Source organism: Nigerium massiliense, from assembly GCF_000826085.1.
Taxonomy (GTDB): domain Bacteria; phylum Actinomycetota; class Actinomycetes; order Propionibacteriales; family Propionibacteriaceae; genus Propioniciclava; species Propioniciclava massiliense.
Window position 1 is genome coordinate 916,097 of record NZ_CCYM01000002.1, and the last position, 22,238, is coordinate 938,334.

A 22,238-nucleotide genomic window follows, 5' to 3' on the forward strand; every position below is an offset into this window, starting at 1 on the left:
CGGCGTTCACGGTAGCGCGCGGCCGATCACCAGCCGCCACCGCCGCCGCCACCGACGCCGCCCCCACCGCCGAAGCCCGATCCGCCCCCGGAGCCCGACGTGGCGGCCTGCGCGGAGGCTGCCATCGACGAGCCGATGGTGTCGCCGAGGCTGTTCATCGAGCCGGCGAAGCCGCCGTAGTAGAACGGCGTCGTGCCGACGTACCAGTCGGTCTCGGGGCGGTAGCGGCCCTGGGCCGCCAGCTGCTCGAAGAGCTTCGCCCACCGGTCGGCGACCCCGAAGACGATGGCGTAGGGCAGGTACCGCGAGAAGAGGTCCTCGCCCTCTTCGAACCTGAGCTGGTCGGCCTCCGCCGTGGTGAGGTATTGCTCGAAGCCCTTCGCCTGGGCGAGGACGGCCGACCCCTCGGCGGTGCGGCTGCTGAATCTGTTGTGCAGGATGAGCAGGGCCACGCCCACCACGATCGGTGCGACGGCGAGCAGCCCCAGGCCCGCGGTGAACGCGAGCGCCACCGCCAAGCCGACACCGACGACGATGATCACGAGCGCCAGCAGGATGATCAGCCCGCGCTGGGTCTGCGGGTTGCCCCGGAACCACTTCAGGTCCCTCGTCGTGTACTCGTACAGCTTGGAGCGCGCGTCCGGCATGAGCTTGCCGTACTCGGCGTCCCGGAGCTCCTCGGTGGTGACCTCGTCCCCGTCCTTGAACAGGGTGTCCATGATGTGTTGCTCGTAGGGGCGCAGGGGGCCGCCGGCGTGCCGGTTGACGAACGTCCACTCCCGATCGCCCTTGCGCTTGCCCTTGACCTCGGGCTCCGCCTCGACGATCTGGACGTGCCCGCGCACGGCCAGGTCGATGATCGTGCCGGTGACGTCGCGGTTGTCGGCCGTGTAGTCCTCGAGGACGCCGAGCTCGCCGGGCGTGGCGTCCTTCGGCGGGCTGAACTGGACGGTGACGGGCGCTGCGGCGTGCGACCGACCGGTCTGGCCCTCCTGGCCGGCGACGGGGGACAGGCCCGGCGTGAGGCCCAGGTAGACCTCATCGCGCGCGGCCCGGCGGCGCGCCATGACGACGCCGCCGAGGCCGAGGACGGTCAGCAGCGCGGTGAGGCCGCCGCTGAGCGGCGTCAGAGGGGCGAGGTTGCCGAGGTGGTAACGCTTCGAGAAGGTCGGCGGGGGCGCGGTCAGCGTGCCGGCGGGCCACCCGGTGACGATCTGGACGGGCTCCTTGTCGCTCAGCCCCTGGGTGGAGAACACCGCGCTGTTGCCGGTCTCGGACGCGGTGCACGGCTGGTCGTAGCTGCGGCCGCGGAAGCAGGCGACCCGCTCGATCGCGGCCGGGCCGGTGACGGTGGCGCTCATCTTCTCGATCGGCACCTCCCAGCCGGGCCCGACGACGTTCCAGTTGAGCTCGTCGAGGCCGCCGGTGGCGCTGCTGGTGTTGACGACGCCGCCCAGCGTGTACTGGATTCGGTACTGCTGGACGCCGGTGAATTGCTGATCCTGGCTGCCGATGCGCACCTTGAGGGTGCCGTCGTCCTCCTCGGTGCTCACCTCGGCGTTGGCGCCCGTCGGGCTGGTGACGCCGTCGACGTGGACGTCCAGGTCGCGCCACAGGTCGGGGTTGTTCGCGACGCGCTGCCGCAGCGGGAAGTACAGGTAGGGGCCGTGGCCCTCGTCGTTGGCGAAGTCGAAGGCGAGGTCGAGCGTGACCGTCGTCGTGCCGTCCCGCGCGACGTTCGCGTGGACGTCGTAGTTCGCGATTTTCCAGGAGTCCGGGGTGTCGTCCGCCCGGGCCTGAACCGGGCTCGTGATCGTGAGCCCGAGCGTCAGGAGCACCAGGGCCAGGACAGTGCGGAGGCGCCTCATGCCAACAGGATAGGGGGCACGCGCCGACGGGATGGATGGCCAGCCGGCATCCACCCCGTCGGAGGCTCCGCGAAGGTCAGTCGGTCTTCGGCTCCTTGGCGGTGACGGCGATGACCGGGGTTCCGGTGGCGACGTCGCCGTCGGCGATCTTCTCCACCGAGCCGAACCTCTTGGCGTTGGTGACCAGCACCGGCGTCACGAGCGAGAAGCCGGCGTCCTCGATCGCCTTCGGGTCGAAGGTGACCAGCGGCGTCCCGGCTTCGACGGTGTCGCCGCGCTTGACGTGGACGTCGAAGCCACGGCCCTCCATCGTGACGGTGTCGATGCCGACGTGGATCAGCAGCTCGATGCCGCTGTCGAGCGTCAGCCCGAAAGCGTGGCCGGTCTCCTGGGCGACGAGGATCTTGCCCGGGGCCGGGGCGTGGACCACGTTGCCGGACGGGACGATGCCGACGCCCGGGCCCACCGTGCCCTTGGCGAACACCGGGTCGGGGATCTCCTCGAGCGGGATGACCTTGCCGTCCAGCGGGGCGCCGATCTCGGTGACGGTTCCGGGCACCATGGCCGGCTTCTTCGGCTTGGCCGCTGGGGCCGCTGGGGCCGCGGACGCCTCGGCGGGCCGGTCCGCGACGGCGGTGGCGGCGCTGGCTCCCGCGGCGGCGGTCCCGGCGGCGGCCGTCCCCGCGGTGGGGTTGGTCAGCGCGGCCTGCGGGTCGTTCGGGTCGACGAGCACACGGTCGGTCTTGCCGGCTTCGAGGGCGGCGTCCGCCTCGTGCTCGCGCTTGAGCGCCAGCGCCTCGGCCTTCTGCTCCGGCGTGCGGTAGTCGGAGATGATGACGAGGATCATCGCGCTGAAGAACGCGACCGCGACGGCGATGGCGTACAGCGGGATGTTGTTGAACGCCGGGATCGTCAGCAAAGACGTGAACACGAACGCGTTGGTGCGCAGGCCGCCGCCGATGCCGATGATGAGGCCGCCGAGGAGGCAGCCCACCAGCATGCGCGGGTAGATCCGCTTGTAGCGCAGGTGGATGCCGTACAGGGACGGCTCCGAGATGCCTCCCAGCAGGCCCGCGGCCAGCGCGCCGGTCGCGGTCTGCCGCATGGCGGTCTCCTTGTCGCGGTTGGCCAAGAACAGGACGCCGGCCGTCGCGCCGAAGCAGGCGAAGTTCCACGCGCCCATCGGGCCCTGGATGTAGTCGTAGCCGAGGTTTTGGATGTTGAGCAGCATGATCGCGTTGATCGGCCAGTGCAGGCCCAGCGGCACCATGAACGGGTACAGCAGCGGGATCGCGATGGCGAAGATCAGCGGCGAGAAGCTGTTGATCGCGCCGAGCAGTCCGGCCAGCGCGGCGCCGGCGTAGATGCCCAGCGGCCCGATGAGCAGCGACGTCAGCGGGATCATGATCAGCATCGCCAAGAACGGCACGAAGATCAGCTGCACGTTCTCGGGGATGATCTTGCGCAGCAGCTTGTACAGCGGCCCGAGGACGCCGGCCATCAGCAGCGGCGGGAACACCTGGGAGTTGTAGCTGAAGATCGTCAGCGGGATGCCGCCGAAGACGGGGACGACGTTCACGGTGCTGCCGAAGACGGTCATCGGGGTCGAGATGTCCTTCAGCGCGGTGAAGCCCGGCAGCATGACCACGGCCATGATCGCGAAGCCCACCCACGGGTCGGCGTTCAGCTTTTTGGACGCGTTGTACGCCACCATCAGCGGCAGGAAGACGAACACCCCTTGCCAGAACAGGTTGAGGTAGGCCCACGTCGGCGGCAGCGTGACGCGCGGGTCGGCCCAGTTCGGGATGACGCCGAGCGTGCTCATCAGCGACATGAACGTGATGAACAGGGACGCGCCCAGCAGCGCGCCGATGATCGGCCGGAACGAGTCGGACAGGAACTCGAAGAAGTTGTCCAGCCACGCGACCTTGCCGCGGGGGCCCTGGGCGCGGGCAGCGGCCTTCGTCGCCGCCATGTCGTCGGCGTCCGATGCGGCGCCCGACGAGACGCTGCTCATCTCGGGCAGCCCCATGATGTCTTGGTAGGTGTTGGTGACCGCGCCGCCCATGACGATCTGGTAGCGGTTGCCGCCCTGAGGCACGGCGCCGAGGACGCCGGGGATCGCCTCGACGGCGGTCTGGTCGATTCCCGAGGAGTCCCGGAGTTGGAACCTCAGGCGCGTTGCGCAGTGGGTAAGGCTGACGATGTTGTCCGGTCCGCCGACGGTGTCGACGATGTCACCGGCAGTCGATGAGGCCATGGCGTTGCTTTCGCTTGTGGGAACCCGTGCTCGCGGCGGCGCGGGAGGTGTGACGATTATGCACCTTCGGATGCGGATTCCGTGCTCTGTGACCGAGTCGCCCCGGCGGATGTCGCAGAACCCCTCCGTCCTCGAGCACGGGCGCCCCGCGGGCGCCGGCGGGCGGACCAGGACCAGCGGACCCCCGACGGCACCGGGGCCGGTGGGGACACTGAACCCCACCGGCCCCAAACCGGACCGCCCCCGCCCGTCAGTTCTGCGGACGGGCGGGCTGGCGCACCGGCTGCGGGCGCTCCAGCCCGGCGGCCGTGTAGGCCTCGGCCTCGTCCAGGGTCTCCTTCTCCATCAGGGCCGCGACGATGCCGTCGAGGCGGTCGCGGTTGGCGTCCAGGATGCGCAGGGCCTCGTCCTGGCACTCCTGGATGATGCGGCGCGCCTCGTCGTCGACGGCCTCGAGCGTCGCCTCGGAGATGCCGAGCTGGCGCGGGTCGACGTCGCGGCTCAACGCCGTGATCGCGCCGACCTCCTTCGACATGCCCCAGCGTCCGACCATGTTGCGGGCGATGGACGTCACCTTCTCCAGGTCGTTGTCGACACCCGTGGTCGTCGATCCGTAGACGGTCTTCTCGGCCGCCCAGCCGCCGAGGGCGCCGATGATGCGGTCGCGCAGGTCCTCCTCGTTGTAGCCGTAGCGGTCGCGGTCGGGCGTGCTCAGCGTCACGCCCAGGGCGTGCCCGCGGGGGATGATGGAAATCTTGCGCACCGGGTCGGCGCCCGGGCGCAGCATGCCGAGCAGCGCGTGACCGGCTTCGTGGTAGGCGGTCTTGCGAAGCTCTTCGGGCTCGATGAGGATGCCGCGGGCGGCACCGAGCTGGACGCGCTCGAGGGCCTCCATGAAGTCGGCCTGGGTGACGTGGTTGCCCTCACGCCGGGCCGCGGTGAGGGCGGCCTCGTTGACGAGGTTGGCCAGTTCGGCGCCCGTCATGCCGGGTGTGGTCTGGGCGATCTCCGTCAGGTTCACGTCGGACGCCAGCGGCACGTCGCGGACATGCACGCCGAGGATCTGCTCCCGCCCGTTGACGTCGGGGGTCTGCACGGTGATCTGACGGTCGAAGCGCCCCGGTCGGGTCAGCGCGGGGTCGAGGACGTCCGCCCGGTTCGTAGCCGCCATCACGACGACGCCCTCGGAGCCGTCGAAGCCGTCCATCTCGGTCAGGATCTGGTTCAGCGTCTGTTCGCGCTCGTCGTTGCCGCCCATCGAGCGGGCGCCGCTGCGGGCGCGTCCGATGGTGTCGATCTCGTCGATGAAGATGATGGACGGCGCCACCTTGCGCGCCTCGTCGAACAGCTCGCGGACGCGCTGGGCGCCGACGCCGACGATCATCTCGATGAACTCGGACGCGCTCGCCGAGAAGAACGGGACGCCCGCCTCGCCGGCGGTCGCCCGCGCGAGCAGGGTCTTGCCTGTGCCGGGCTCGCCCGACAGGAGGACGCCGCTGGGGGCCTTCGCGCCGAGGCGGCGGTACTTCTCGGGGTTCTTGAGGAAGTCGACGACCTCGGCGATCTCGGCCTCGACCTCGTCGATGCCCGCGACGTCGTCGAAGGTGACGCGCACCTTCTCGGGGTCGACGGCCTCGACCTTCTTCTTGCCGCCGCCGAGCCCGCCTAGGCCGCCTAGGCCGCCCAAGCCCTCTGCGGCCGCCTTCTGCATGCGCCGGGAGGCCCACCACCACAGCCCGATCAGCAGCAGCATCGGCCCGAACGCGAGCAGGAAGTTCGCGATCGGTCCGCGTTGCTCGACGACGGGGGTGGCCCGCACCACGGCGCCCCCGGCGCTCAACTCGGCCAGCAGGTCATCTCGGGCGAAGGTCGGGCGCTCGGTGGTGAACTGCTCGTAGGTCTGGCCCTCCTTGCCGCCGGGCAGCGCCGCGGCGCCCTTCAGCTTGCCCTGGATGGTGTCGCCGCGGGAGTAGACCTCCTGGACGTTGTGCGCCTGCACCTGGGCGGTGAACTCGCTGTAGGGGACGGTTGCCGGGGCGACGGCGGCGTCCTGCCAGGAGAAGAACAGGAACGACAGCAGATAGAAGGCGAGGGCCCAGATCGCGATGCGCCACCACGGCGGCCTCGGCGGGCGCTGCTGCTTCGTCTCGGGCTCGTCGGCGAGCCCCTCGGTGCGCCAAGGTTTCGCCGGATCGCGATCGGGCGGCTGAGACGCCTGGTCGGTGGAGGTCGACATGAGTAGCTCCTCAAACAGTTAGCTCTGATCTAAACAATAGACTAGAGGAAATGGCACGAACGGTGTCAACAGTTGGACTCGGTTGAGATAGTGTTCTGGTCCGGAGGTGGGAATGAGCGAAAAGGACCAACTGCTTGATCGCGTGCTGGGGCAGCAGCGCCTGCTGCGACGGCTGATGGTTCAGCAGTCCGGGACGGCGCTGGCCGACGGAGACATGACGGTTCCGCAGTTGCGGCTGCTGAACGCGGTGGACGCCGCGGGCAGCGCGTCCGTGCTCGACCTGGCTGTCGCGCTCGGCGTGACGCCGTCGACGGTGACGATCTCGGTCGATCGCCTGGTCAAGCGTGGGCACCTGGTCCGTGAGGAGGACCCCGGCGACCGGCGCCGCAAGCGCATCACGGTCGCCCCCGCCGGACGCGCGCTGCTCGATCGTCTCGACGAGAGCGGCATGGACTATCTGCGCCGCACCCTTCCGCACCTGAGCGTCGAGGACCTGCGCGCCCTGGTCCGCGTGTTCGACCGGCTCGGCGAGATCGACACCCGCCTCAACGGCGGTGGGGACGCGCTCGGTCAGTAGCGCCTAGCTGTCGAAGATGTCGGCGTACAGGCGAGCGGTTTGCAGGACTGCTGCGCTGGCGTCCTCGACCGTGTGGTCACTCAGTCGTCTCAGCGGAGCAACTCGTCGACGCGGGCATGCGCGATTTGCCGGAGGGCGGCGGAATCTTGTTGCTCTGCGATCACGTTCAGGGCGAACCCGTCAAGACGAGTGGCGTCGCAGGCTCGCCTTTCGTGATCTTCTCCGCAAGGACCCGGTCGCCCGCGACGAGTACCTGCAGGCGAAGCTGAAGGCCGCCGCCACGGCAGACTCGTGGACGACCTAGACGGCTGCCAAAGGTTCCATCGTGCGGCGCCTACTCGATTCGGCCTAAAACGGTCCCGATCTCGACGAGAGCGCGCCTTCAGGTGAGGCCGTACAAGGCTGCGAAGGCGTCTTCGGCAGCCTCCACCGAGGCTCGAAAGTCGGCCGCGCTCGAAGACCGTCAGAGCCCGTGGACGCGCAGCGCCACCTGGACGCGGTTCTCCAGCCCGAGCTTGGTCAGGATCCGGGAGACGGTGGTCTTGATCGTGGGGAGGGTCGTGCCGAGCTCGGCGGCGATCTCCTGGTTGGACAGCCCGCGCGCGACGGCGAGCGCGATCTGGGCCTCGCGCGGGGTGAGGGCGTCGCGCCAGGCGTCCGCGGCGGTGGGCGCGGGGGCGCCCTCGAGGAAGCCCTCCACCACCCCGCGCGTGACCTCGGGGGAGAGCACGGACTCCCCGGCGTGGGCGCGGCGCACGGCCGCGACGATCTCCCGCGGCGGCGCGGACTTGACGAGGTAGCCCGCCGCCCCGGCGCGGAGCGCCGCCCGCACCTGAGCCTGGTCGGAGCTGACGGTCAGCACGACCACCTGCGGGGGATCCTGCAGCGCCCGCAGGGCCGAGGTGGTCGCCACGCCGTCGCGTCCAGGCATCTGCAGGTCGGTGAGGACGACGTCGGCCCGGTTCCCCGGTTCGCCGAGCCAGGCGAGGGCCTCCTCGCCCGAGGCACAGGACGCGGCCAGGTCGAGGCCCGGGTCGTCGGACACCACGCCGCCGACCGCGCGCCGCACGAAGGGGTCGTCGTCGACCACCAGGACGCGCACCGGTCGTTCGGACGCCGCGGTGCGTTCCTCCGCCGGCTCCGCGGCCGCCGCCCCCGGCTCGCCCGTGCCGCTCATGATCGTCCTTCCCGCCGTGGGATGCGGGCCCGCACGCGCCACACGTCGCCGTCCGCACCGGCCGCGAACCTACCGCCCAGCTGCTCGACGCGCTGACGCATGTTGCTCAGACCGAAGCCGTCCGAGCCGTCGTCGCGCCCGGACCCCAAAGGGATGCCGTCGGCCAGGTCGTTGACCACCTCCAGCGTCGCGGCGTCCAGGGTGTCGACCAGGCGGACGGAGCCGCGGCCGGGGCCGGCGTGGCGCAGCGCGTTGGCGACGGCCTCCTGGGCCACCAGGCGCAACGTCCCGGCCTCGCGGGTGTCCCCGGCCGTGTCGCTCAGTTCCAGCCGCGTCCCGAGCCCGTCGGCCCAGTCGACGACGCGGGCGAGGTCCTCGCGGCTGGCCGTCCCGGGGGACCCGGCGGTGCCACCGGGTGAGGTGGCACGGGACAGGTCGTCGATCATGGCGCGGACCTCGCCCTGGGTCGCGACGGCGCACGCGTGCGCGTCCTCGACGAGGGACCGGGCGGCTTCGTCGGGGAGGTCACGGTCGAGCAGCCGCGCCGTCTGCAGCGAGATGGCGGCGAGGCGTCCGGCGACCACGTCGTGGAGGTCGCGGCCCATGGCGACGCGCTGCTCGGCCCGCGCGAGCTCGGCCCGCGCGGCCGCAGCGTCGCGCTCCACCTCGGCGACGGCGGCCAGCAGCCGGGAGCGCTCCCGTTCCCGCGACACCTCGGCGCCCAGCACGCGGACGTCGCCGCCCCACCAGGCGCCCAGGGCCACCGTCGCGAGCACGAGGAGCGCGGACATCATCGCCACCAGGGGCGGCGCCCCGCCCCCCAGATCGCTCGCCAGGGTGCCGCTCGCCAGCACCACGGCGTACGCGGCGAGGGCCAGCCGGTGGGCGCGCCGCCCGCTCAGGGCCACCGCATAGGCGAGCTCCACGAGCAACAGGACGGTGAACACCCCGCCGTTGAGCATGTACATGACCGGCACCAGAACGGCGAGCACGAGCGCCGCCGGACGCCAGCGCGTCCGGTTCAACACCGCGACCGACCCCAGCAGCACCAGAGGCAGCCACAGCCACACGGGGACGGGGTCGGGGCCGAAGGACGACCCGGGTCGCACGAGGGTGTAGGTCAGGACCCCCACGGCCGCGTAGGTGAGGGCCACCACTGCGTCCAAGGGCCGCACGGCCGGGACGCGGGGATCCTCATCGGGCAGCACGGAGCCGCGTCCGGGGGCGGCCGGGGGCGTGTCCACGAGCACTCCTGCCTGTGACGGTGGCACCCCATCCTGCCTCATCCGTTGACCAGCCAGCCGACCCCGTTGACCACGAACACGACGCCCAGGATGCCCATCACCCAGCCGATGGTCGTGTCCGCGGATCGCGTCACCCACGCCCCGACGCGCTCGAGCGTCGGCTGAATGTGCCGGGACAGGGCCAGCCGGGCCACGAACAGCACCGCGGCGGGGGCGATCATGACGAGCACGTAGCCGCCCAGGACCGTCACCTTCCCCGCGGCGCCCAGCGGCGAGGCGGCGATCATGGAGATCGCGCCCAGGTAGGGCACCATCATTGTGAGCTCGGCCACGCCGGCGGCGACCGCGAGCAGGATGACGGACCTCAGCGTGGCGCGCTCGCCCAACACCGAGGCGAGGGCGCGTTGCACGGGGCCGGGGTTCTCGGCGCGCCGGCGGCGCTTCGCCTCGCGCGCCTCGGGGGAGGAGGGCGCCACGGCATAGCTCAGGGCGAACAGCGCCACCCCGAGGACCACCACGGCGACGGCCTGAACCCGCTGAGGGATCCGCGGGAGCACCGCCTCCAGCCCGGCGGTGACGCCGGTGAGCAGCAACAATCCCACGGCGAAGTAGAAGGACGCGATCGTCAGGAGGTACACGAGCACGGCCGCCGGACGCAGGCGGCTGGGGGCCAGCATCAACGCCGGGATCCCCAGCGTGCCGACGGAGGTGGAATCGACCAGCGCCAGGACGACGAGCGTTCCGAGGAGGGCGAGGGGGATGTCGAACAGGAACGAGGCGGCCATGTATCCAGCCTCGGGCCGGACGCCGGGACCGTCATCTGGCGAAAGTTGCGCGCGTCCGGGTCCGGAACGAGACCAAAGGTGCAGGGAGCTGACGGCCAGCAGGGCCTCCTGCGCTGCATCCTCGCTATCGGCGAGCGACGTACCGTGCCGCAGCAGTGCGGCGAGAACGTGGGACCCGTCCCGGCGCCACACGTCCTCCAGTCAGCTCGCACCGCTGGGCGTCACGGCCGATGCTCAGGCTTCGTCGCCGGGCCGCATGACGGGGCGGAGCTCGACGGTGTCGCCGGGGCAGGAGAAGGCCTCCGCGATCTGCTCGGCGCGCTCTTGGGAGTCGACGTCGATGACGAAGAATCCGGCCAGGTGTTCCTTGGTCTCCGCGTAAGGCCCGTCGCTGGGCATCGGATGGTCCGTGTAGTGGAAGACGCGGGCCGTATTCGGGTCTCCGAGGGGGCAGCCGTAGACGATTTCGCCGTTGGCGTCGGCCTGCCCGTAGACCTCATCCCAGTGGGCACTCAGTTGATCCTTCTTCTCCTGGGGCAGGGCCGCGTACTCACGGGTGTGTTCGCTGGTCGGGTGCGCCCACGGTTGGGGATTGGAGTGGATCAGGATGACGAATTTCATGACGGTGCTCCTTGGATCAGCAGGGCACTGATTGCCCTGTCCCTCGAACGTCGAAACCATCCCAGCAGATTCGACACCAGATGCTGGTGCCAGCAACCGGCGTGGCCGCAGGGCTACTGGGGCCCAGGAAGGGGTCAACCGTTGGCCATCTCCGCTCGGGTCGATCCAATTCGCCATGTCGCCGGGGTCGCATCTGTCGCTGAACGTTTGAGGCTTGCGGGCGGGTCATCACGGTCGTGACGTGGGCGGGTGGGCGTTCGCTGTCCGCCGATCTAGTTCCGGGGGGTCAGTTGCGCCAGATTTCCGTGTCGTCCAAGCTGGGACTGGTTCGGATCTACAAGAGGAGTCACCGTGAAGCGCTCGACTGCCCACGCGATCGTTCTCTCGGCCCTCTTGGAGCAGTCAGTTGTCCGAACCCATTCCTTGCGCCCCGCGGGCGGTTCACGCCGCTAATTGGGGTGTTTTAGCCCACGTTGATGCCGGCAAGACCAGCCTGACCGAACGGCTGCTGTTTGAAGGCGGCGCGATCACTGCGGTCGGCAGCGTCGATGCCGGCACGTCCCAGACAGACTCGATGGACATCGAGCGAAGCCGTGGGATCACAGTCCGCACGAACATCGCATCTTTCTGGCTGGGCGACAGCCACATTGGCAACCAGGTCCAGATCAACCTTGTAGACACCCCTGGCCACGCCGACTTCATCGCCGAGGTGGAGCGAAGCTTGGCTGTGCTGGACTCGGTCGTGCTGGTGGTTTCCGCGGTTGAGGGCGTCCAACCCCAGACTGTGGTGCTGTGGCGTGTCCTGATACGTCTGGGTGTGCCGGTCATCGTGTTCATCAACAAAGTCGATCGTCGCGGCGCTGACCCCGAGCGGGTGTTTCGCGAGGTCGCGTACCGGCTGACCCGAGGCTCGGGCCGGAGTCCGGTGATGTTGTCCCAGGTGACCACGCCGGGCGATCGAGAGGTGACGGTCGCCCCCCGGCCCCTTGACGAGCCCAGCGTCCGCGACCCTTTGGCCGACACCGACTCTGAGTTGTTCGAGTCGGTCCTCGCTGGAAAGGCGTCTGTCGATCAGCTGGCCGAGGTGCTCGTGGGTGGCTGGCGAGCGGGACGGGTCACTCCGGTGGTGGCTGGCTCGGCGATCACTGGTGCGGCATAGCTGATCTGTTGGTCTGGATGCGCCGCTTCCCAGCAGGGACGCGGCCCGGCCCCGCGGCTCCGTTGTCGGCGCTGGTGTTCAAGATCGACAACGACGCTCACGGCCGTGTGGTGTGGGCACGGCTGTTCTCGGGCGAGCTGCACATGCGGGACCAGGTGCTGGTCGACGGAAGCTCGGTGCAGCGGGTGACGCGCCTGGAGGTCGTCGCCCCCCACGGAAGCGAGCCGCGCGGCGCTGGGCCGGGCGACATTGCCCGGCTGCGCGGGCTGAGTGGCGCACGCATCGGCGACTGGCTCGGCCAGCGTGGCCGCAACGCGGATTCTGGCTGGCTGCCCGAGGCGAACTTCGAGGCGGTTGTCGAGCCGATCGATCCTGCTGATCGCGGGCGGATGTTCGCTGCGTTGACGACGCTGACTGAGCAGGACCCGCTGATAGGGCTGCGAGTGGAGGACGGCGGGGAGGTGGCTGTCAGCCTCTTCGGTGAGGTCCAAAAGGACGTGCTGAGCAGTCTACTTGCCGACCAGTTCGGCATCACGGTGCGGTTCCAGGAGACGACGGTGCGTCGTATCGAGCGCGTCGACGGTGCGGCCGAAGCTGTCGCAGACATGAAGGAGGGCGACTCGGCCTACCTCGCCACGCTCGGGCTGCGGGTCGCGCCGGCACCCGCCGGCTCAGGGCTGCGCGTGCAGCTGGCGGTGGAGCGCGGCTCGATGCCGCCCGCCTTCTTCACCGCGGCTGAGGCTGGTATCAGGGCCGGTCTGAGCCAGGGACGCTACGGCTGGCCGATCCCAGACGCCCAGGTCACCATCACCAGAACCGGCTACTCGGCCAGGCAAAGCCATGCCCACCGGAAATTCGACAAGTCCATGTCGTCGGTGGGCGCCGACTTCCGGAACCTTGCACCCATGCTGGTCCACCGTGCGCTGGCCCACGGGGCCTGACCCCGGTTCTTGGACACGCTGAATCCAGCACGTGGTGCTGGGGAAGCGAGATGATCCGAGAACCATGGCCAGGAAGAACTACTCCGAGGAGTTTCGTCGTCAGGCCGTCGACTTGTACGAGTCCACCCGGGGCGCCACGGTCCGCGGCATCGCCGAGGACCTCGGTATCGTGCGCGGCACGCTGCGGGGCTGGCTCGAGGTCTACGGGACGGGCAAGAAGACCGCCGCCGACGGAACGCTGACCTCCAGCCCGTTGCAGTCCAAGCCTCCAGGGCCGAGCCCCGCGGTACCCGAGGGTGAGGCGCCCGAGCAGAGGATCGCCCGACTCGAGGCCGAGAACGCGGCGCTACGTGCCGAGACGACCAAGCTCACCACCGAGCGGGAGATTCTCCAGCGGGCGGCCAAGTATTTCGCCGGGGAGACGCGCTGGTGAGTCGCTTCCAGTTCGTCGCCGACAACTCCGCCACCTTCGAGGTGAAGCGACTGTGCGCGCTCGTCGAGATCGAGCGCTCGTCCTACTACGCCTGGCTCAACGCCGCCCCCGCTCGCGCAGAGCGCGCCCGGGCAGATGCTGAGCTCGCGACGCGGATCAGGGCCGTTCATGCCGAGGACGACACCCAGGGGGCGCCGCGGATCACCGCCGAGCTCAACGACTACGCCCCTGCCGGTGAGCGCGTGAACCACAAGCGCGTGGCCAGGGTGATGCGGCTCGAGGGCATCCGTGGCTACGCGAAGAAGCGGCGGGTGCGGACCACGATCCCCGAGCCGTCGGGGCAGAAGTATTTGGATCTGCTCAAGCGGGACTTCACCGCCGAGCGCCCGAACCGGCGCTACGTCGGGGACATCACCTACCTGCCGTTGGCCGACGGGACGAACCTGTACCTGGCGACCGTGATCGACTGCTACTCACGCCGGCTCGCCGGCTGGGCGATCGCCGACCACATGCGCACCGAGCTCGTGGAGGACGCCCTCAACGCAGCGGCCGCGACCCGGGGCAGCCTCAAGGGCGCGATCTTCCACAGCGACCACGGGTCGGTCTACTGCTCCAAGGCCTACGCCAAGCTGTGCAGGAAGCTCGGTGTCACCCAATCCATGGGCGGCATCGGATCGTCCGCCGACAACGCGCTCGCGGAGTCGTTCAACGCCACGATGAAGCGCGAGGTCCTTCAGGACGCCGCCTGCTGGACGGACGAGCTGACCTGCCGCCGGCAGGTCTTCAGGTGGCTCGTCCGCTACAACACCCGCCGCCGTCACACCTGGTGCGGCTACCTGTCCCCGTCCACCTACGAGGCCCGCCGGGCCGCTACGCTGCCGACCGCCGCGTAATCACACCCTGTGTCCAAGTTCCGGGGGTAGGGCCCCACGCCGGAACGACGGTCTGCGAACCCATCAACGCCTTCACCGTCGAAACGACCCCTCAGACCGTTGACGCTGTGCTCGCACTGCTGGGACGCCACGAAGCGACCGTCACCGACATAGCACCCGAGGACGATCGCGTCACGATCCGCGGAAGACTTGCCGCCCGCTTCACCCGCGCGATCACCACCTCCCTGCCGGATGAGTCCCGAGGGGAACCCGTCATCACCATCGAGCAGTCCCACTTCCAGCCGATCACAGGGCGAACCCCCCAGCGGCCGCGCTATGGCCCCGATCCCCTGAACACCAACCTGTGGCAGCGCACCAACCCACGCTGACCCCCTTCCGATCAACATCCAGGACGCACCATGGCCCAACCGCATGATCCCGGCGCGTCGCGCCTCACCCACGTCGCCCGGCTCTACTGGAGCTGGAACGCGACCCGGTCTGGCGTCTACCAAGGGTGGTGGCTTCTGACCAGCTTCTCGATGGTCGCCGACGCCCACCTCGACGCCCAGCAACTACTCATCATCGCTGCCACCCAAGGCGTCGGGTCGATCTTGATGGAACTGCCCGCCGGCGTGATCGCCGACGTGATGAGCCGCAAATGGTCGTTGGTCATCTTCCACGCCCTACGAGCGACAGCCATGATCACCGCAGGACTGTTCCCAGCCTTCTGGCCGCTGCTGCTCGCCAACACCCTCAACGGCATCTCCTGGACGTTCTCCTCCGGAGCCGACATCGCCTGGATCACCGATGAAATCAACGATGAGAAGGCCATCACCCGCATCCTCACCGGCGGCATGCAGGCAGCCCTTCTCGGGTCAGCCGTGGGCATGGTGGCAGCAGGCCTGGTGGGCGCTATCGCCGGCCGACTAACCACCATGGTCGGGGCGGGGGTCGTGATGGCCCTCCTCGGAGTCTTGGTAGCTGTGTTCTTCCCCGAACACGGCTTCCAAGGCACCCCGCACCGACCGTTCCAGCAAGCCGGACGCGTTCTGCTCGACGGGTGGCACACCACCCGCCACGATCCGGTGCTGATGACCCGCCACGATCCGGTGCTGATGCTGTTGCTGGGCATCACGGTCCTCGCGAACGGCGCCTTCGACTCCATCGGCAGGATCTACCCCCTGCGCCTGGAGCAACTGGGCTTCCCCACCTCCACCACCGGAACCCTGTGGTGGACCGACCTCGGCATCTCCGGACTGCTGATCGGCACAGCCTGCACCCGGCTCATCACGCGACGCATCGGCACAGACCGGTCCGCCTCCACCACCCTGATGCTCGCGCTTGCCGTAGGTTTCGTCAGCTGCCTGCTGCTCGCACTCGGGCAAGGGCTCCCTGCCGGCGTCGCCGGCACCCTGCTCTTCACCGGCGTAGCCGCCGTTCTCGTCGGCAACATCACAACACTGTGGGTCAACCGGCGGGCCAACTCCGCCAGCAGGGCGACCGTGCACTCCTTCTTCGGCCAAGCCGAATACCTCGGTGAAATCGTCTGCGCGGCCGCCCTCGCCGCGTTCAGCCTCGGGGCAGACACGGCCTTCCTGATCTCGGGCGGCCTCTTCCTGCTCGCCGGCCTGATGGCGATGCGAGGGGCTCGCCGCGATCAGGTCGGGCCGCCACTGACGTAGATCGTCTGCCCGGTGATGAAGTTCAACTGGCCCCTAGTCAGGAGAGCAAGACCTGCCCCGCGCAACACAACGAACCTGACCGAGTTATGTCAGCTCAATGTGCCTCGCGCGGACGCGGCATGGGGGCGCGGTGTCGGGCTGCGGTCCTCAAGGAGAGACTCTGATCATATTGTTTTACGATATGGATCCGCCTAGCCTGCGGCCATGACGAACGAACGGTCCAAACTTGCGCTCGGACTCGCTACTGCGCTCCGGGGACTGATCCTCGCGCTCGCGCTAGGCATCGCATGCACGATGCTCGTCCTCATCCCAGTCATGGCATCACAAGCGGCCGACGCCTACCCCGAGGTGGCGTATCTGCGGTGGCCCTTCGTGGCGCTCCTGGAAGTGGCTTCCGTCGCCGGTCTTGTGGTGCTGGGTTCGCTCTGGCGCCTCATCGCGCTTGGACGGGCCGGTGAGTTCCTCAGCGAGGCATCGGCACGCCCTCTGGGCCTTGCAACGGTGAGCTTCATCATCGCCGCAGCCACGTTCCTCGGGATCGACGCCTACTTGGCCGTGGGCTTACAGGCGGCGCCCCCTCTCGTCTTCTACGGTCTTCTGGCCGGCGGGCTGGCGTGTCTCGCGGCAGCCCTTGTCCTACGCGCACTGCTGGGCCAGGTGCGTTCGGCGGAAGCGGTGAAGCGTGAACTGGAGGAGTTCGTGTGATCAAGGTGACACTGGACGAGGTCCTCGCCGAGCGCAACATGACTGTCACCGAGCTCGCTCAACGGGTGGGGATCACCCAAGCCAACATGTCCAACCTGAAGAACGGACACGCCAGGGGTGTGAGGTTCGCGACGCTCGACGCAATCTGCCGCGTCCTTCAGTGCGAACCGGGTCAACTGATCCGATACCTGCCCGCCACGGACGATCCGGCCTGACGTCCACCCGGGAATTCGTCCCGCCGCTGGCACGCGCCTCTGGTCAGGAAAGTGAGACGTAGAGCGTGCCGCAAAATGAGACTTCGCAGTAGTTATGTCAGCCCGGCGTGCCCCGAGCGCTGAGAGCGGCAGTTGCGTGCGTGTGACCATGGACCTGTTCGGAAGTGACCATGCAGTCACGCGTGACCGACGGTGATCAAGTCAGCACAACCGGACAATCCTGTCGCCAAGCCACCGCCTACCTTCAGTCGCATGACCAACGACAGGCGCGCAGACGTCATCTGGCACACCACCATGAGTCTCGACGGCTTCGTCGCGGACTCCGACGAAACAATGAAGTGGGTATTCGACCTCGACACAGGCGGGGGCGCCACCGCCAAGTCCCTCGTTCCTCGCCTCGGAGCACTGGTGGTGGGCCGCAGGACCATGGCCGTCGAGGATGAACAGCAACCCGGCTTCTACGGTGGCGCCTACTCCGGTCCCTTCTTCGTCCTGACCAGCAACCCCGGCAGGAAGCACCGGTGGTCAAAGGGGTGCAGGGCGTATACGTGCTGGGCGGGATACGTGAGGCCGTCGACACTGCCCTGACGGCAGCCGGGGGCAAGGACGTTGCCATCCTGGGTCCGATGACCGCTTCGTCTGCCCTTGAGGCCGGGCTCGTCGACGAGCTCCTGATCCACGTTGCTCCCATCATGCTGGGCAGCGGGATCCCGCTCTTCCGCGGCACCCAGCACCGCCTCAGGCTGGTCGAAACGGTCCGTGAGGGCGAGACAGTCACCCTTCGCTTGCGACCTACGCCCAACGCATAGGCCACGCCCAGAGCCTTTGAGTCATCGCGATGGCAACCTTTGAGTCTGCGCGAAGTTCTTTGAGTGACATACGTCGTGAAGTACAGCGTAGTACAATCTGTGTATGAGTGAGGTGCTCCGAGAGGAGCAAGAACATGGCGAAGACGATTGACTCCGGTCTGGCGGCACGCCTGCGTGCCGAGTCGGAACAGACGCGTGACCTCGACTACCCCAGTGGTGCGAAGGTTGCTCGTCCCAACCGGTCCAAGGTGTACTCGGTGCGGCTGAGTGCCGAGGAGCAGGCGCGCGTCGAGGCTGTGGCTGAAGCACGCCACCTGCCAGCCTCCACCCTCGTCCGGTCCTGGATTCTTGACCGCCTGGAGGACGAGAAGATCGCCTGACGCGCTTACCTGTCGATCGGGTGTTGCAGCGCACGAAAGCGCGACCGGGAGTGGCCGCGCCCAGTTGACTGAACCCGAGGCCGCAAGACCAGCCGAGACGTGGTCAGCGTGATGCCACCGGCGTCCGGGGCATGCCACCAGCGTGACGCATTAATCAAGCTGGAGCCGTGCTTGGTAGTCGTGGATCTTTTGTTCGACGACCTGTAGGGAGTCCTCGAGGATGCGGCGCTGGGCAAGAATGCGGTCCCGGTGTTGCTGGAGGAGAGCCAGGCGCTCCGGGACACCGTCGGGGTCGGTGGCAACGAGTCGAGTGAAGTCCGCGATGGCTGCCAACGGCATCCCGGTCCGCTTCAGATGGAGCAGCACCTCGAGCAGGTGCACCTGGTTCGCGTCGTAACAGCGGCGCCCTGCCGCGTCCCGGGACGGCGACGGCACGACGTGCCGGCGTTCGTAGTAGCGCAACGTGTCGGCCTCGATCCCCAGCCGGGCAGCCACCTGCGAAATCGTGAAGTGTTCCTCATCCATGCCGTGCATCATCCAGCCGACGCGTCTGCTCTGCATCGAGTGGCGTGGTGACGGCCGCCCACGCGGAGCGGACGTGCTCAGGGCGGGACACGCCGACCACCGGGATGACCGGGGCTGCCCGGTTCACCATCCACGCCAGAACCGTCTGCCCAGCGTCGAGGTTGACCTGCGTGGCGACGTCGTGGAGGGCGTCCAGCGCGTCCGGAGCGTAACCACTGGGCAGCGGACGCTCGGGGCGGGTGTAGCTGCCCGACAGCAGGGGCGAATAGCCCAGACAAGTCACGTGGTGAGCTTCGCACACCGCCCGGACTTCGTCCGTCAGCACGACGTGAGGGCCCAGGTCGGCGTCCGGCGCCGGCACGAGATAGGTGAATCGCTGCTGGAGCGCCTGGTAGCCCGGTCGCGGGCCCGCCTCGAGGGCCTGTCGGAGCCGGTCGGCGGTGAGGTTCGAGGCGGCGATCGTGCGCGCCTGCCCCTTGCGGACGCAGTCGGCCAGAGCGCCGAGCGTTTCGTCGAGCGGGACGCGGCGATCGTCGATGTGGGCGTACAGGATGTCGATGTGGTCGGTTTGCAGGCGCCGCAGGCTGCCCTCGACCTGTTCCGCGATGGCTCGGCCGGACAGGCCCAGCACGTCGTCCAGGCCTCCGTCGGGGACGGCCGGGCGGGCGCCCACCTTGGTGGCGATCACCATCTCATCGCGAACGGACGAGCCGCGGCGGTGCAGCCACCGCCCGATGGTGTCTTCGGATTCGTCCCCGACGCCTCCGGCCCAGAAGGCGTAGTTGTTGGCCGTGTCGAGGAACCGGGCTCCTGCGTCGTGGGCGGCGTCCAGACACGCCCAGGCATCTTGCTGCGCGACGGTAGTGCCGAAGTACATGGTGCCGACCGCCATCGGAGCAACGTCGAGCCGACCGATGCTGAAATTGTTCTTGCTCATGGCAGCCAGTGCAGCCGTTGGACCCAGGTCCAAGTCAATGCCGGGCGCCGTGAAGAAGGAGCCAGCAACGCGGCCGGCCTCCCACCCGGGCCCGAAGCCAGTCAGTGAGATGCGGCCTGAACGATCGCGTCGGCGAGCGCCACCGTGCGGCTCCACATGGGCCAGTGGTCGGTGGGCAGGTCGATCACTTCGACATCGGTCAGGTCATTCACGGCGGTGAAAATAGGGTGCCCAGCCTTCGCCAGCTTAAGGACCTGCGCGCCTGGCACCGGGCAGCAGACCAGGGCGGTGGGCACGCGGTGGCGTCATTCGTTGCTCAGCTTGACGGGTTCGCCTATCAACCTCGACGGTTCGGAGGACCACCGCGGTTGTCCGCGGCGGGAGGCGTACCGGCGCGGTTGTACCGGGTGGCCATGGTGTTGGGGTGATCAGGCCCCAGGACGCGCTCCTGATCAGCGACGAGCGGCCGTAAGACAACTGCTGCTTGCAGAGACCCCCGGTGGCGATCAGCGCAGTGGCGTATCCCGTGCGGGTAGCCCAAGCCCCCCGTCACCGGGCCTTCCAATCCTGCGAATTCAAGCGCCGTGAGGTGTTCGGAGAAGACCGACGCAGCAGCCTTTGGCCGAGCCGCGCTCTGGTTTGCGCGACTTCCACCAAACTCGCCAAAACGTTGGGGTGTTCAACTCCAAAGGTAGCAATTTCATGTCTCAGCAACCGCTCGTCGTCACGCGGTTTACTTGATAGGGCCGACACCCCTCCCAATCCAGTCTTTCGGTCCCCGTCCATGTTTTGAGTTTCGGGATCCGCCCGATCGGCTAGTCGGTCCAAAACGACGATGATTCGGTGCGGATCCGATTCGTTGGCCCTGGCGACTTGGATGCCCGCTGCCTGCAGGCGCCGGAGAGCTCTTCGTTCACGTGCCCACGCTAGACCTGTGTCGGGTGGGCGGCCAGAGGGCCCGGGCCTCGCCCCCGGTGGCCCGACCGATCAGGGCGGCCGGCACTGACCCGCCGAAAGCTCCAGGTTTTCACGCCGACAGCTCCCGGGGGAGTTCCCCCGCCTGGCGTTCGACCGCGTAGGCGTACAGCTCGGCGGGGTCGGTCACCCCGGCGAAGTGTCCGCCGAACTCCAGGGTGAGCAGGCCGATGAGCTCGGCGAGGGCGGCGAGGACGCCCGCGGCGTCCGGTTGGTCGGCCGTCTCGATGCCGGCCGCCGCGAAGAAGGGCTCGGCCACGCGTCCGGCCAGCGGGATGGTCTCGGGCGGGGCCGCGTAGCCGGGGATCGGGGTGCCGTAGATCAGCTGGAACTCGTGTGGGCGTTCCGTGGCCCAGCCCCGCAACGCCACCGCGGCGTCGCGCCAGCGGTCGGCGCCCTCGCCGCGGACGGTCTCCAGCGCGTCCCCGAGGGACCCGTAGCTCTCGATGATCAGCGCCGTCAGCAGCGCCTCGCGGGTGGGGAAGTAGCGGTAGATCGCGGACGACACCAGCCCGACGTCCCGGGCGATGGCCCGCATCGAGAGGGCCCCGCCGCCGACGGTCCGGATCTGCTCGCGCGCCGCCGCGCGGATCGCCGCCTCGACCCGTTCGCGGTTCTCCTCGCGCACTCCCATGGGGGCAGTCTGCCACGACCATCCCGCAACTGTGAGCACCGCTCTTGCATTGCAAGGTGGTGTCGACTAGCGTCGCCATCAACAGAGAGCGTTGCTCTCGAATTGGAGTGGAATCATGAACCGGAATGCACTTCTCGTGGAGGCCGGTGCGGCGTTCGCCCTGTTCCCGGCGCTGCGTCCGTGGTCGGACAAGGCGTTCACGGCGACCGGCATGGCGGACGCCTTCGCCTCGCCCTGGTGGCTCGCCTCCCACGGCCTCGGGGCGGCGGGTTTCGCGCTGCTCACCGGGGCGCTGGCGTCCGATGGCCGGCCCGGACGCCGCCGGCTCGCCTGGCTGGGGGCCGCGTCGACGGCGCTGCTGCTGCCGTACTACGGCGCGGAGTCCTTGGGGCTGCGCGGGGTCGCCCTGAGCGCGCCCGTCGAGTCGGTCCCGGCGATCGCGGACGCCGTCCGCTACGGCCCCGCCGCCATGACGGTGTTCGGGCTCGGTCTGCTCGGATGGGCGGCCGCCGGCGTCGGCCTCGGCATCGATCAGTGGCGCGCCGGGCGCGTTCGCTGGGCGGGCATTCCGCTCGCCGTCGGGTTGGTGACGTACCTTCCCCAATTCTTCGTTGCCCCCGCCGGACGCGTCGCCCACGGTGTCCTGATGTTGGTCGGTGCGTTGGTGCTGGCGTGGGCGTCCGATCGAGAGTCAGTCTGAACCGAGTCACGGCGCACCAGCTGGCTGGCATAGTTCGATCGTGGCTGCGGATGACGTCCTTCCTGACGGGCTCTACGAGAGTGTGGTGACAGACGCCTTGATGCAGCGACTATCGACTCAATCGCACGTGCCCGAGTTCGCGGATATCGACCCTGCGGATCTTCCCGACGTTCTCGGGCAGCACCTTCGAGACGCCGTAGTCAGCCGGCTCACTTCGAAGCGGACGCCGGCCGAGCAACTTGAGTTGGCGGCTCGGCTCATGGAGTTCGTGGAAAGTCCTGAGCACGCACCGTCGGAGGGACGCCTGTTGACCGCGTTGCGAGCGGCCGGTGGTCCCGGGCGGGTGAGTTGGCCGCCCCACGGCCGCAGGCCCACGATTCCTCTCGCTGATGCGGCTCTTCTGACCAATGCCCATGGCGAGCCTTCCATCGGTTCGGAACTCCGGGCGGAGTTGGACACGAGCGACCGCGTCGACCTCTTGATTGCCTTTGTGATGTGACCCG

The 22,238-nt window shown here is 68.8% G+C and carries 24 protein-coding genes; 14 read left to right on the forward strand and 10 right to left on the reverse strand.

Translation table 11 applies throughout. The annotated features are described in order from the left end of the window. Positions 1-26: 26 nt before the first annotated feature. From BN1187_RS05655 to ftsH, 3 genes are all read right to left on the reverse strand, one after another. A complete protein-coding gene (locus BN1187_RS05655) occupies positions 27-1,868 on the reverse strand; it encodes a DUF2207 domain-containing protein (RefSeq protein ID WP_072041961.1) in 1,842 nt (613 codons plus the stop codon). 76 nt (positions 1,869-1,944) lie between these two features. After that, a complete protein-coding gene (locus tag BN1187_RS05660) occupies positions 1,945-4,128 on the reverse strand; it encodes a glucose PTS transporter subunit IIA (RefSeq protein WP_040159446.1) in 2,184 nt (727 codons plus the stop codon). Between the two features lie 250 nt (positions 4,129-4,378). Then, a complete protein-coding gene (gene ftsH, locus BN1187_RS05665; RefSeq protein ID WP_052462334.1) occupies positions 4,379-6,364 on the reverse strand; it encodes an ATP-dependent zinc metalloprotease FtsH in 1,986 nt (661 codons plus the stop codon). A gap of 112 nt (positions 6,365-6,476) precedes the next feature. On the opposite strand from ftsH, the gene BN1187_RS05670 reads away from it, so the two are divergent. Then, on the forward strand, positions 6,477-6,941 hold the full coding sequence (locus tag BN1187_RS05670; RefSeq protein WP_082034514.1) for a MarR family winged helix-turn-helix transcriptional regulator: 465 nt from the start codon (positions 6,477-6,479) through the stop codon (positions 6,939-6,941). A 16-nt stretch (positions 6,942-6,957) separates the two neighbouring features. Next, a complete protein-coding gene (locus BN1187_RS15180; protein WP_072041962.1) occupies positions 6,958-7,245 on the forward strand; it encodes a GrpB family protein in 288 nt (95 codons plus the stop codon). Positions 7,246-7,404: 159 nt separating this feature from the next. Here the strand turns inward: BN1187_RS15180 and BN1187_RS05680 are convergent, their stop codons facing one another. The 4 genes from BN1187_RS05680 to BN1187_RS05695 form a co-directional block, all read right to left on the reverse strand. Continuing rightward, the gene (locus BN1187_RS05680) at positions 7,405-8,118 is read right to left on the reverse strand and encodes a response regulator (protein WP_052462336.1); all 714 of its coding nucleotides are present in this window, start codon (positions 8,116-8,118) and stop codon (positions 7,405-7,407) included. Beyond that, positions 8,115-9,362, reverse strand: a complete 1,248-nt coding sequence (locus BN1187_RS05685; protein WP_157754746.1) for a sensor histidine kinase — start codon at positions 9,360-9,362, stop codon at positions 8,115-8,117. Before BN1187_RS05685 ends, BN1187_RS05680 begins: the two co-directional genes overlap by 4 nt. A 38-nt stretch (positions 9,363-9,400) precedes the next feature. Next, entirely contained in the window at positions 9,401-10,147 is a 747-nt protein-coding gene (locus BN1187_RS05690) for a GAP family protein (RefSeq protein ID WP_052462337.1), read from the reverse strand. 234 nt (positions 10,148-10,381) lie between these two features. Next, entirely contained in the window at positions 10,382-10,768 is a 387-nt protein-coding gene (locus BN1187_RS05695; protein ID WP_040159449.1) for a YciI family protein, read from the reverse strand. Positions 10,769-11,174: 406 nt separating this feature from the next. Here BN1187_RS05695 and BN1187_RS05700 point away from each other — a divergent pair, with 406 nt between their 5' ends. From BN1187_RS05700 to BN1187_RS05745, 10 genes are all read left to right on the forward strand, one after another. Continuing rightward, complete coding sequence (locus tag BN1187_RS05700; protein ID WP_072041963.1) at positions 11,175-11,927, forward strand: GTP-binding protein; 753 nt, start codon at positions 11,175-11,177, stop codon at positions 11,925-11,927. Positions 11,928-11,944: 17 nt separating this feature from the next. Beyond that, on the forward strand, positions 11,945-12,868 hold the full coding sequence (locus BN1187_RS05705; RefSeq protein WP_082034517.1) for a translation factor GTPase family protein: 924 nt from the start codon (positions 11,945-11,947) through the stop codon (positions 12,866-12,868). 64 nt (positions 12,869-12,932) lie between these two features. Further along, positions 12,933-14,194, forward strand: a protein-coding gene (locus tag BN1187_RS05715) for an IS3 family transposase (protein WP_097677307.1) whose coding sequence is annotated in 2 segments (ribosomal slippage) — positions 12,933-13,281 and positions 13,281-14,194 — 1,263 coding nt in all. Because the reading frame shifts where the segments join, the coding sequence is not laid out codon by codon here. Continuing rightward, positions 14,128-14,562, forward strand: coding sequence for a hypothetical protein (locus BN1187_RS14980; RefSeq protein ID WP_072041964.1), 435 nt, complete (start codon positions 14,128-14,130; stop codon positions 14,560-14,562). The genes BN1187_RS05715 and BN1187_RS14980 overlap by 67 nt, the downstream gene beginning before the upstream one ends. Before the next feature lie 30 nt (positions 14,563-14,592). Then, positions 14,593-15,855 (forward strand): MFS transporter, encoded by a 1,263-nt coding sequence (locus BN1187_RS05725; RefSeq protein WP_052462340.1) that lies wholly within the window; start codon positions 14,593-14,595, stop codon positions 15,853-15,855. A 204-nt stretch (positions 15,856-16,059) separates the two neighbouring features. Next, positions 16,060-16,560: a DUF2975 domain-containing protein gene (locus tag BN1187_RS05730; protein ID WP_040159456.1), complete on the forward strand. Its 501-nt coding sequence runs from the start codon at positions 16,060-16,062 to the stop codon at positions 16,558-16,560. Continuing rightward, complete coding sequence (locus tag BN1187_RS05735) at positions 16,557-16,775, forward strand: helix-turn-helix domain-containing protein (RefSeq protein WP_040159458.1); 219 nt, start codon at positions 16,557-16,559, stop codon at positions 16,773-16,775. The genes BN1187_RS05730 and BN1187_RS05735 overlap by 4 nt, the downstream gene beginning before the upstream one ends. Positions 16,776-17,027: 252 nt before the next feature. Continuing rightward, on the forward strand, positions 17,028-17,363 hold the full coding sequence (locus BN1187_RS13805; protein WP_052462341.1) for a dihydrofolate reductase family protein: 336 nt from the start codon (positions 17,028-17,030) through the stop codon (positions 17,361-17,363). 38 nt (positions 17,364-17,401) lie between these two features. Next, positions 17,402-17,584 (forward strand): dihydrofolate reductase family protein, encoded by a 183-nt coding sequence (locus tag BN1187_RS15185; RefSeq protein ID WP_052462342.1) that lies wholly within the window; start codon positions 17,402-17,404, stop codon positions 17,582-17,584. Positions 17,585-17,718: 134 nt separating this feature from the next. Next, positions 17,719-17,964, forward strand: a complete 246-nt coding sequence (locus BN1187_RS05745; protein ID WP_040159459.1) for a DUF6290 family protein — start codon at positions 17,719-17,721, stop codon at positions 17,962-17,964. Positions 17,965-18,114: 150 nt separating this feature from the next. Here BN1187_RS05745 and BN1187_RS05750 read toward each other — a convergent pair whose 3' ends face one another. From BN1187_RS05750 to BN1187_RS05765, 3 genes are all read right to left on the reverse strand, one after another. Continuing rightward, complete coding sequence (locus BN1187_RS05750) at positions 18,115-18,489, reverse strand: MerR family transcriptional regulator (protein WP_218184572.1); 375 nt, start codon at positions 18,487-18,489, stop codon at positions 18,115-18,117. Further along, positions 18,482-19,426 carry an aldo/keto reductase gene (locus tag BN1187_RS05755; protein ID WP_040159464.1) on the reverse strand — a complete coding sequence of 315 codons (945 nt, stop codon included), beginning with the start codon at positions 19,424-19,426 and terminating at the stop codon, positions 18,482-18,484. The genes BN1187_RS05750 and BN1187_RS05755 overlap by 8 nt, the downstream gene beginning before the upstream one ends. Positions 19,427-20,453: 1,027 nt before the next feature. Continuing rightward, positions 20,454-21,035 (reverse strand): TetR/AcrR family transcriptional regulator, encoded by a 582-nt coding sequence (locus tag BN1187_RS05765; protein ID WP_040159465.1) that lies wholly within the window; start codon positions 21,033-21,035, stop codon positions 20,454-20,456. Positions 21,036-21,150: 115 nt separating this feature from the next. Here BN1187_RS05765 and BN1187_RS05770 point away from each other — a divergent pair, with 115 nt between their 5' ends. Together BN1187_RS05770 and BN1187_RS14835 are read left to right on the forward strand one after the other, a co-directional pair. Further along, positions 21,151-21,735 (forward strand): hypothetical protein, encoded by a 585-nt coding sequence (locus BN1187_RS05770; protein WP_147675078.1) that lies wholly within the window; start codon positions 21,151-21,153, stop codon positions 21,733-21,735. A 40-nt stretch (positions 21,736-21,775) separates the two neighbouring features. After that, positions 21,776-22,234 carry a hypothetical protein gene (locus BN1187_RS14835; protein ID WP_235750599.1) on the forward strand — a complete coding sequence of 153 codons (459 nt, stop codon included), beginning with the start codon at positions 21,776-21,778 and terminating at the stop codon, positions 22,232-22,234. The last annotated feature ends 4 nt before the right edge of the window (positions 22,235-22,238 follow it).

Excerpts from the sequence above, each read along its gene's own strand:
- BN1187_RS05690 (WP_052462337.1), bottom strand. The coding sequence starts at position 10,147 with ATGGCCGCCTCGTTCCTGTTCGACATCCCCCTCGCCCTCCTCGGAACG.
- BN1187_RS05730 (WP_040159456.1), top strand. The coding sequence starts at position 16,060 with ATGACGAACGAACGGTCCAAACTTGCGCTCGGACTCGCTACTGCGCTC.
- BN1187_RS05695 (WP_040159449.1), bottom strand. The coding sequence starts at position 10,768 with ATGAAATTCGTCATCCTGATCCACTCCAATCCCCAACCGTGGGCGCAC.
- BN1187_RS05655 (WP_072041961.1), bottom strand. The coding sequence starts at position 1,868 with ATGAGGCGCCTCCGCACTGTCCTGGCCCTGGTGCTCCTGACGCTCGGG.
- BN1187_RS05660 (WP_040159446.1), bottom strand. The coding sequence starts at position 4,128 with ATGGCCTCATCGACTGCCGGTGACATCGTCGACACCGTCGGCGGACCG.
- BN1187_RS15185 (WP_052462342.1), top strand. The coding sequence starts at position 17,402 with ATGACCGCTTCGTCTGCCCTTGAGGCCGGGCTCGTCGACGAGCTCCTG.
- BN1187_RS05680 (WP_052462336.1), bottom strand. The coding sequence starts at position 8,118 with ATGAGCGGCACGGGCGAGCCGGGGGCGGCGGCCGCGGAGCCGGCGGAG.
- BN1187_RS05755 (WP_040159464.1), bottom strand. The coding sequence starts at position 19,426 with ATGAGCAAGAACAATTTCAGCATCGGTCGGCTCGACGTTGCTCCGATG.
- BN1187_RS05765 (WP_040159465.1), bottom strand. The coding sequence starts at position 21,035 with ATGGGAGTGCGCGAGGAGAACCGCGAACGGGTCGAGGCGGCGATCCGC.
- BN1187_RS05670 (WP_082034514.1), top strand. The coding sequence starts at position 6,477 with ATGAGCGAAAAGGACCAACTGCTTGATCGCGTGCTGGGGCAGCAGCGC.
- BN1187_RS05770 (WP_147675078.1), top strand. The coding sequence starts at position 21,151 with ATGAACCGGAATGCACTTCTCGTGGAGGCCGGTGCGGCGTTCGCCCTG.
- BN1187_RS05705 (WP_082034517.1), top strand. The coding sequence starts at position 11,945 with ATGCGCCGCTTCCCAGCAGGGACGCGGCCCGGCCCCGCGGCTCCGTTG.
- BN1187_RS05750 (WP_218184572.1), bottom strand. The coding sequence starts at position 18,489 with ATGGATGAGGAACACTTCACGATTTCGCAGGTGGCTGCCCGGCTGGGG.
- BN1187_RS05745 (WP_040159459.1), top strand. The coding sequence starts at position 17,719 with ATGGCGAAGACGATTGACTCCGGTCTGGCGGCACGCCTGCGTGCCGAG.
- BN1187_RS13805 (WP_052462341.1), top strand. The coding sequence starts at position 17,028 with ATGACCAACGACAGGCGCGCAGACGTCATCTGGCACACCACCATGAGT.
- BN1187_RS15180 (WP_072041962.1), top strand. The coding sequence starts at position 6,958 with ATGTCGGCGTACAGGCGAGCGGTTTGCAGGACTGCTGCGCTGGCGTCC.
- ftsH (WP_052462334.1), bottom strand. The coding sequence starts at position 6,364 with ATGTCGACCTCCACCGACCAGGCGTCTCAGCCGCCCGATCGCGATCCG.
- BN1187_RS05725 (WP_052462340.1), top strand. The coding sequence starts at position 14,593 with ATGGCCCAACCGCATGATCCCGGCGCGTCGCGCCTCACCCACGTCGCC.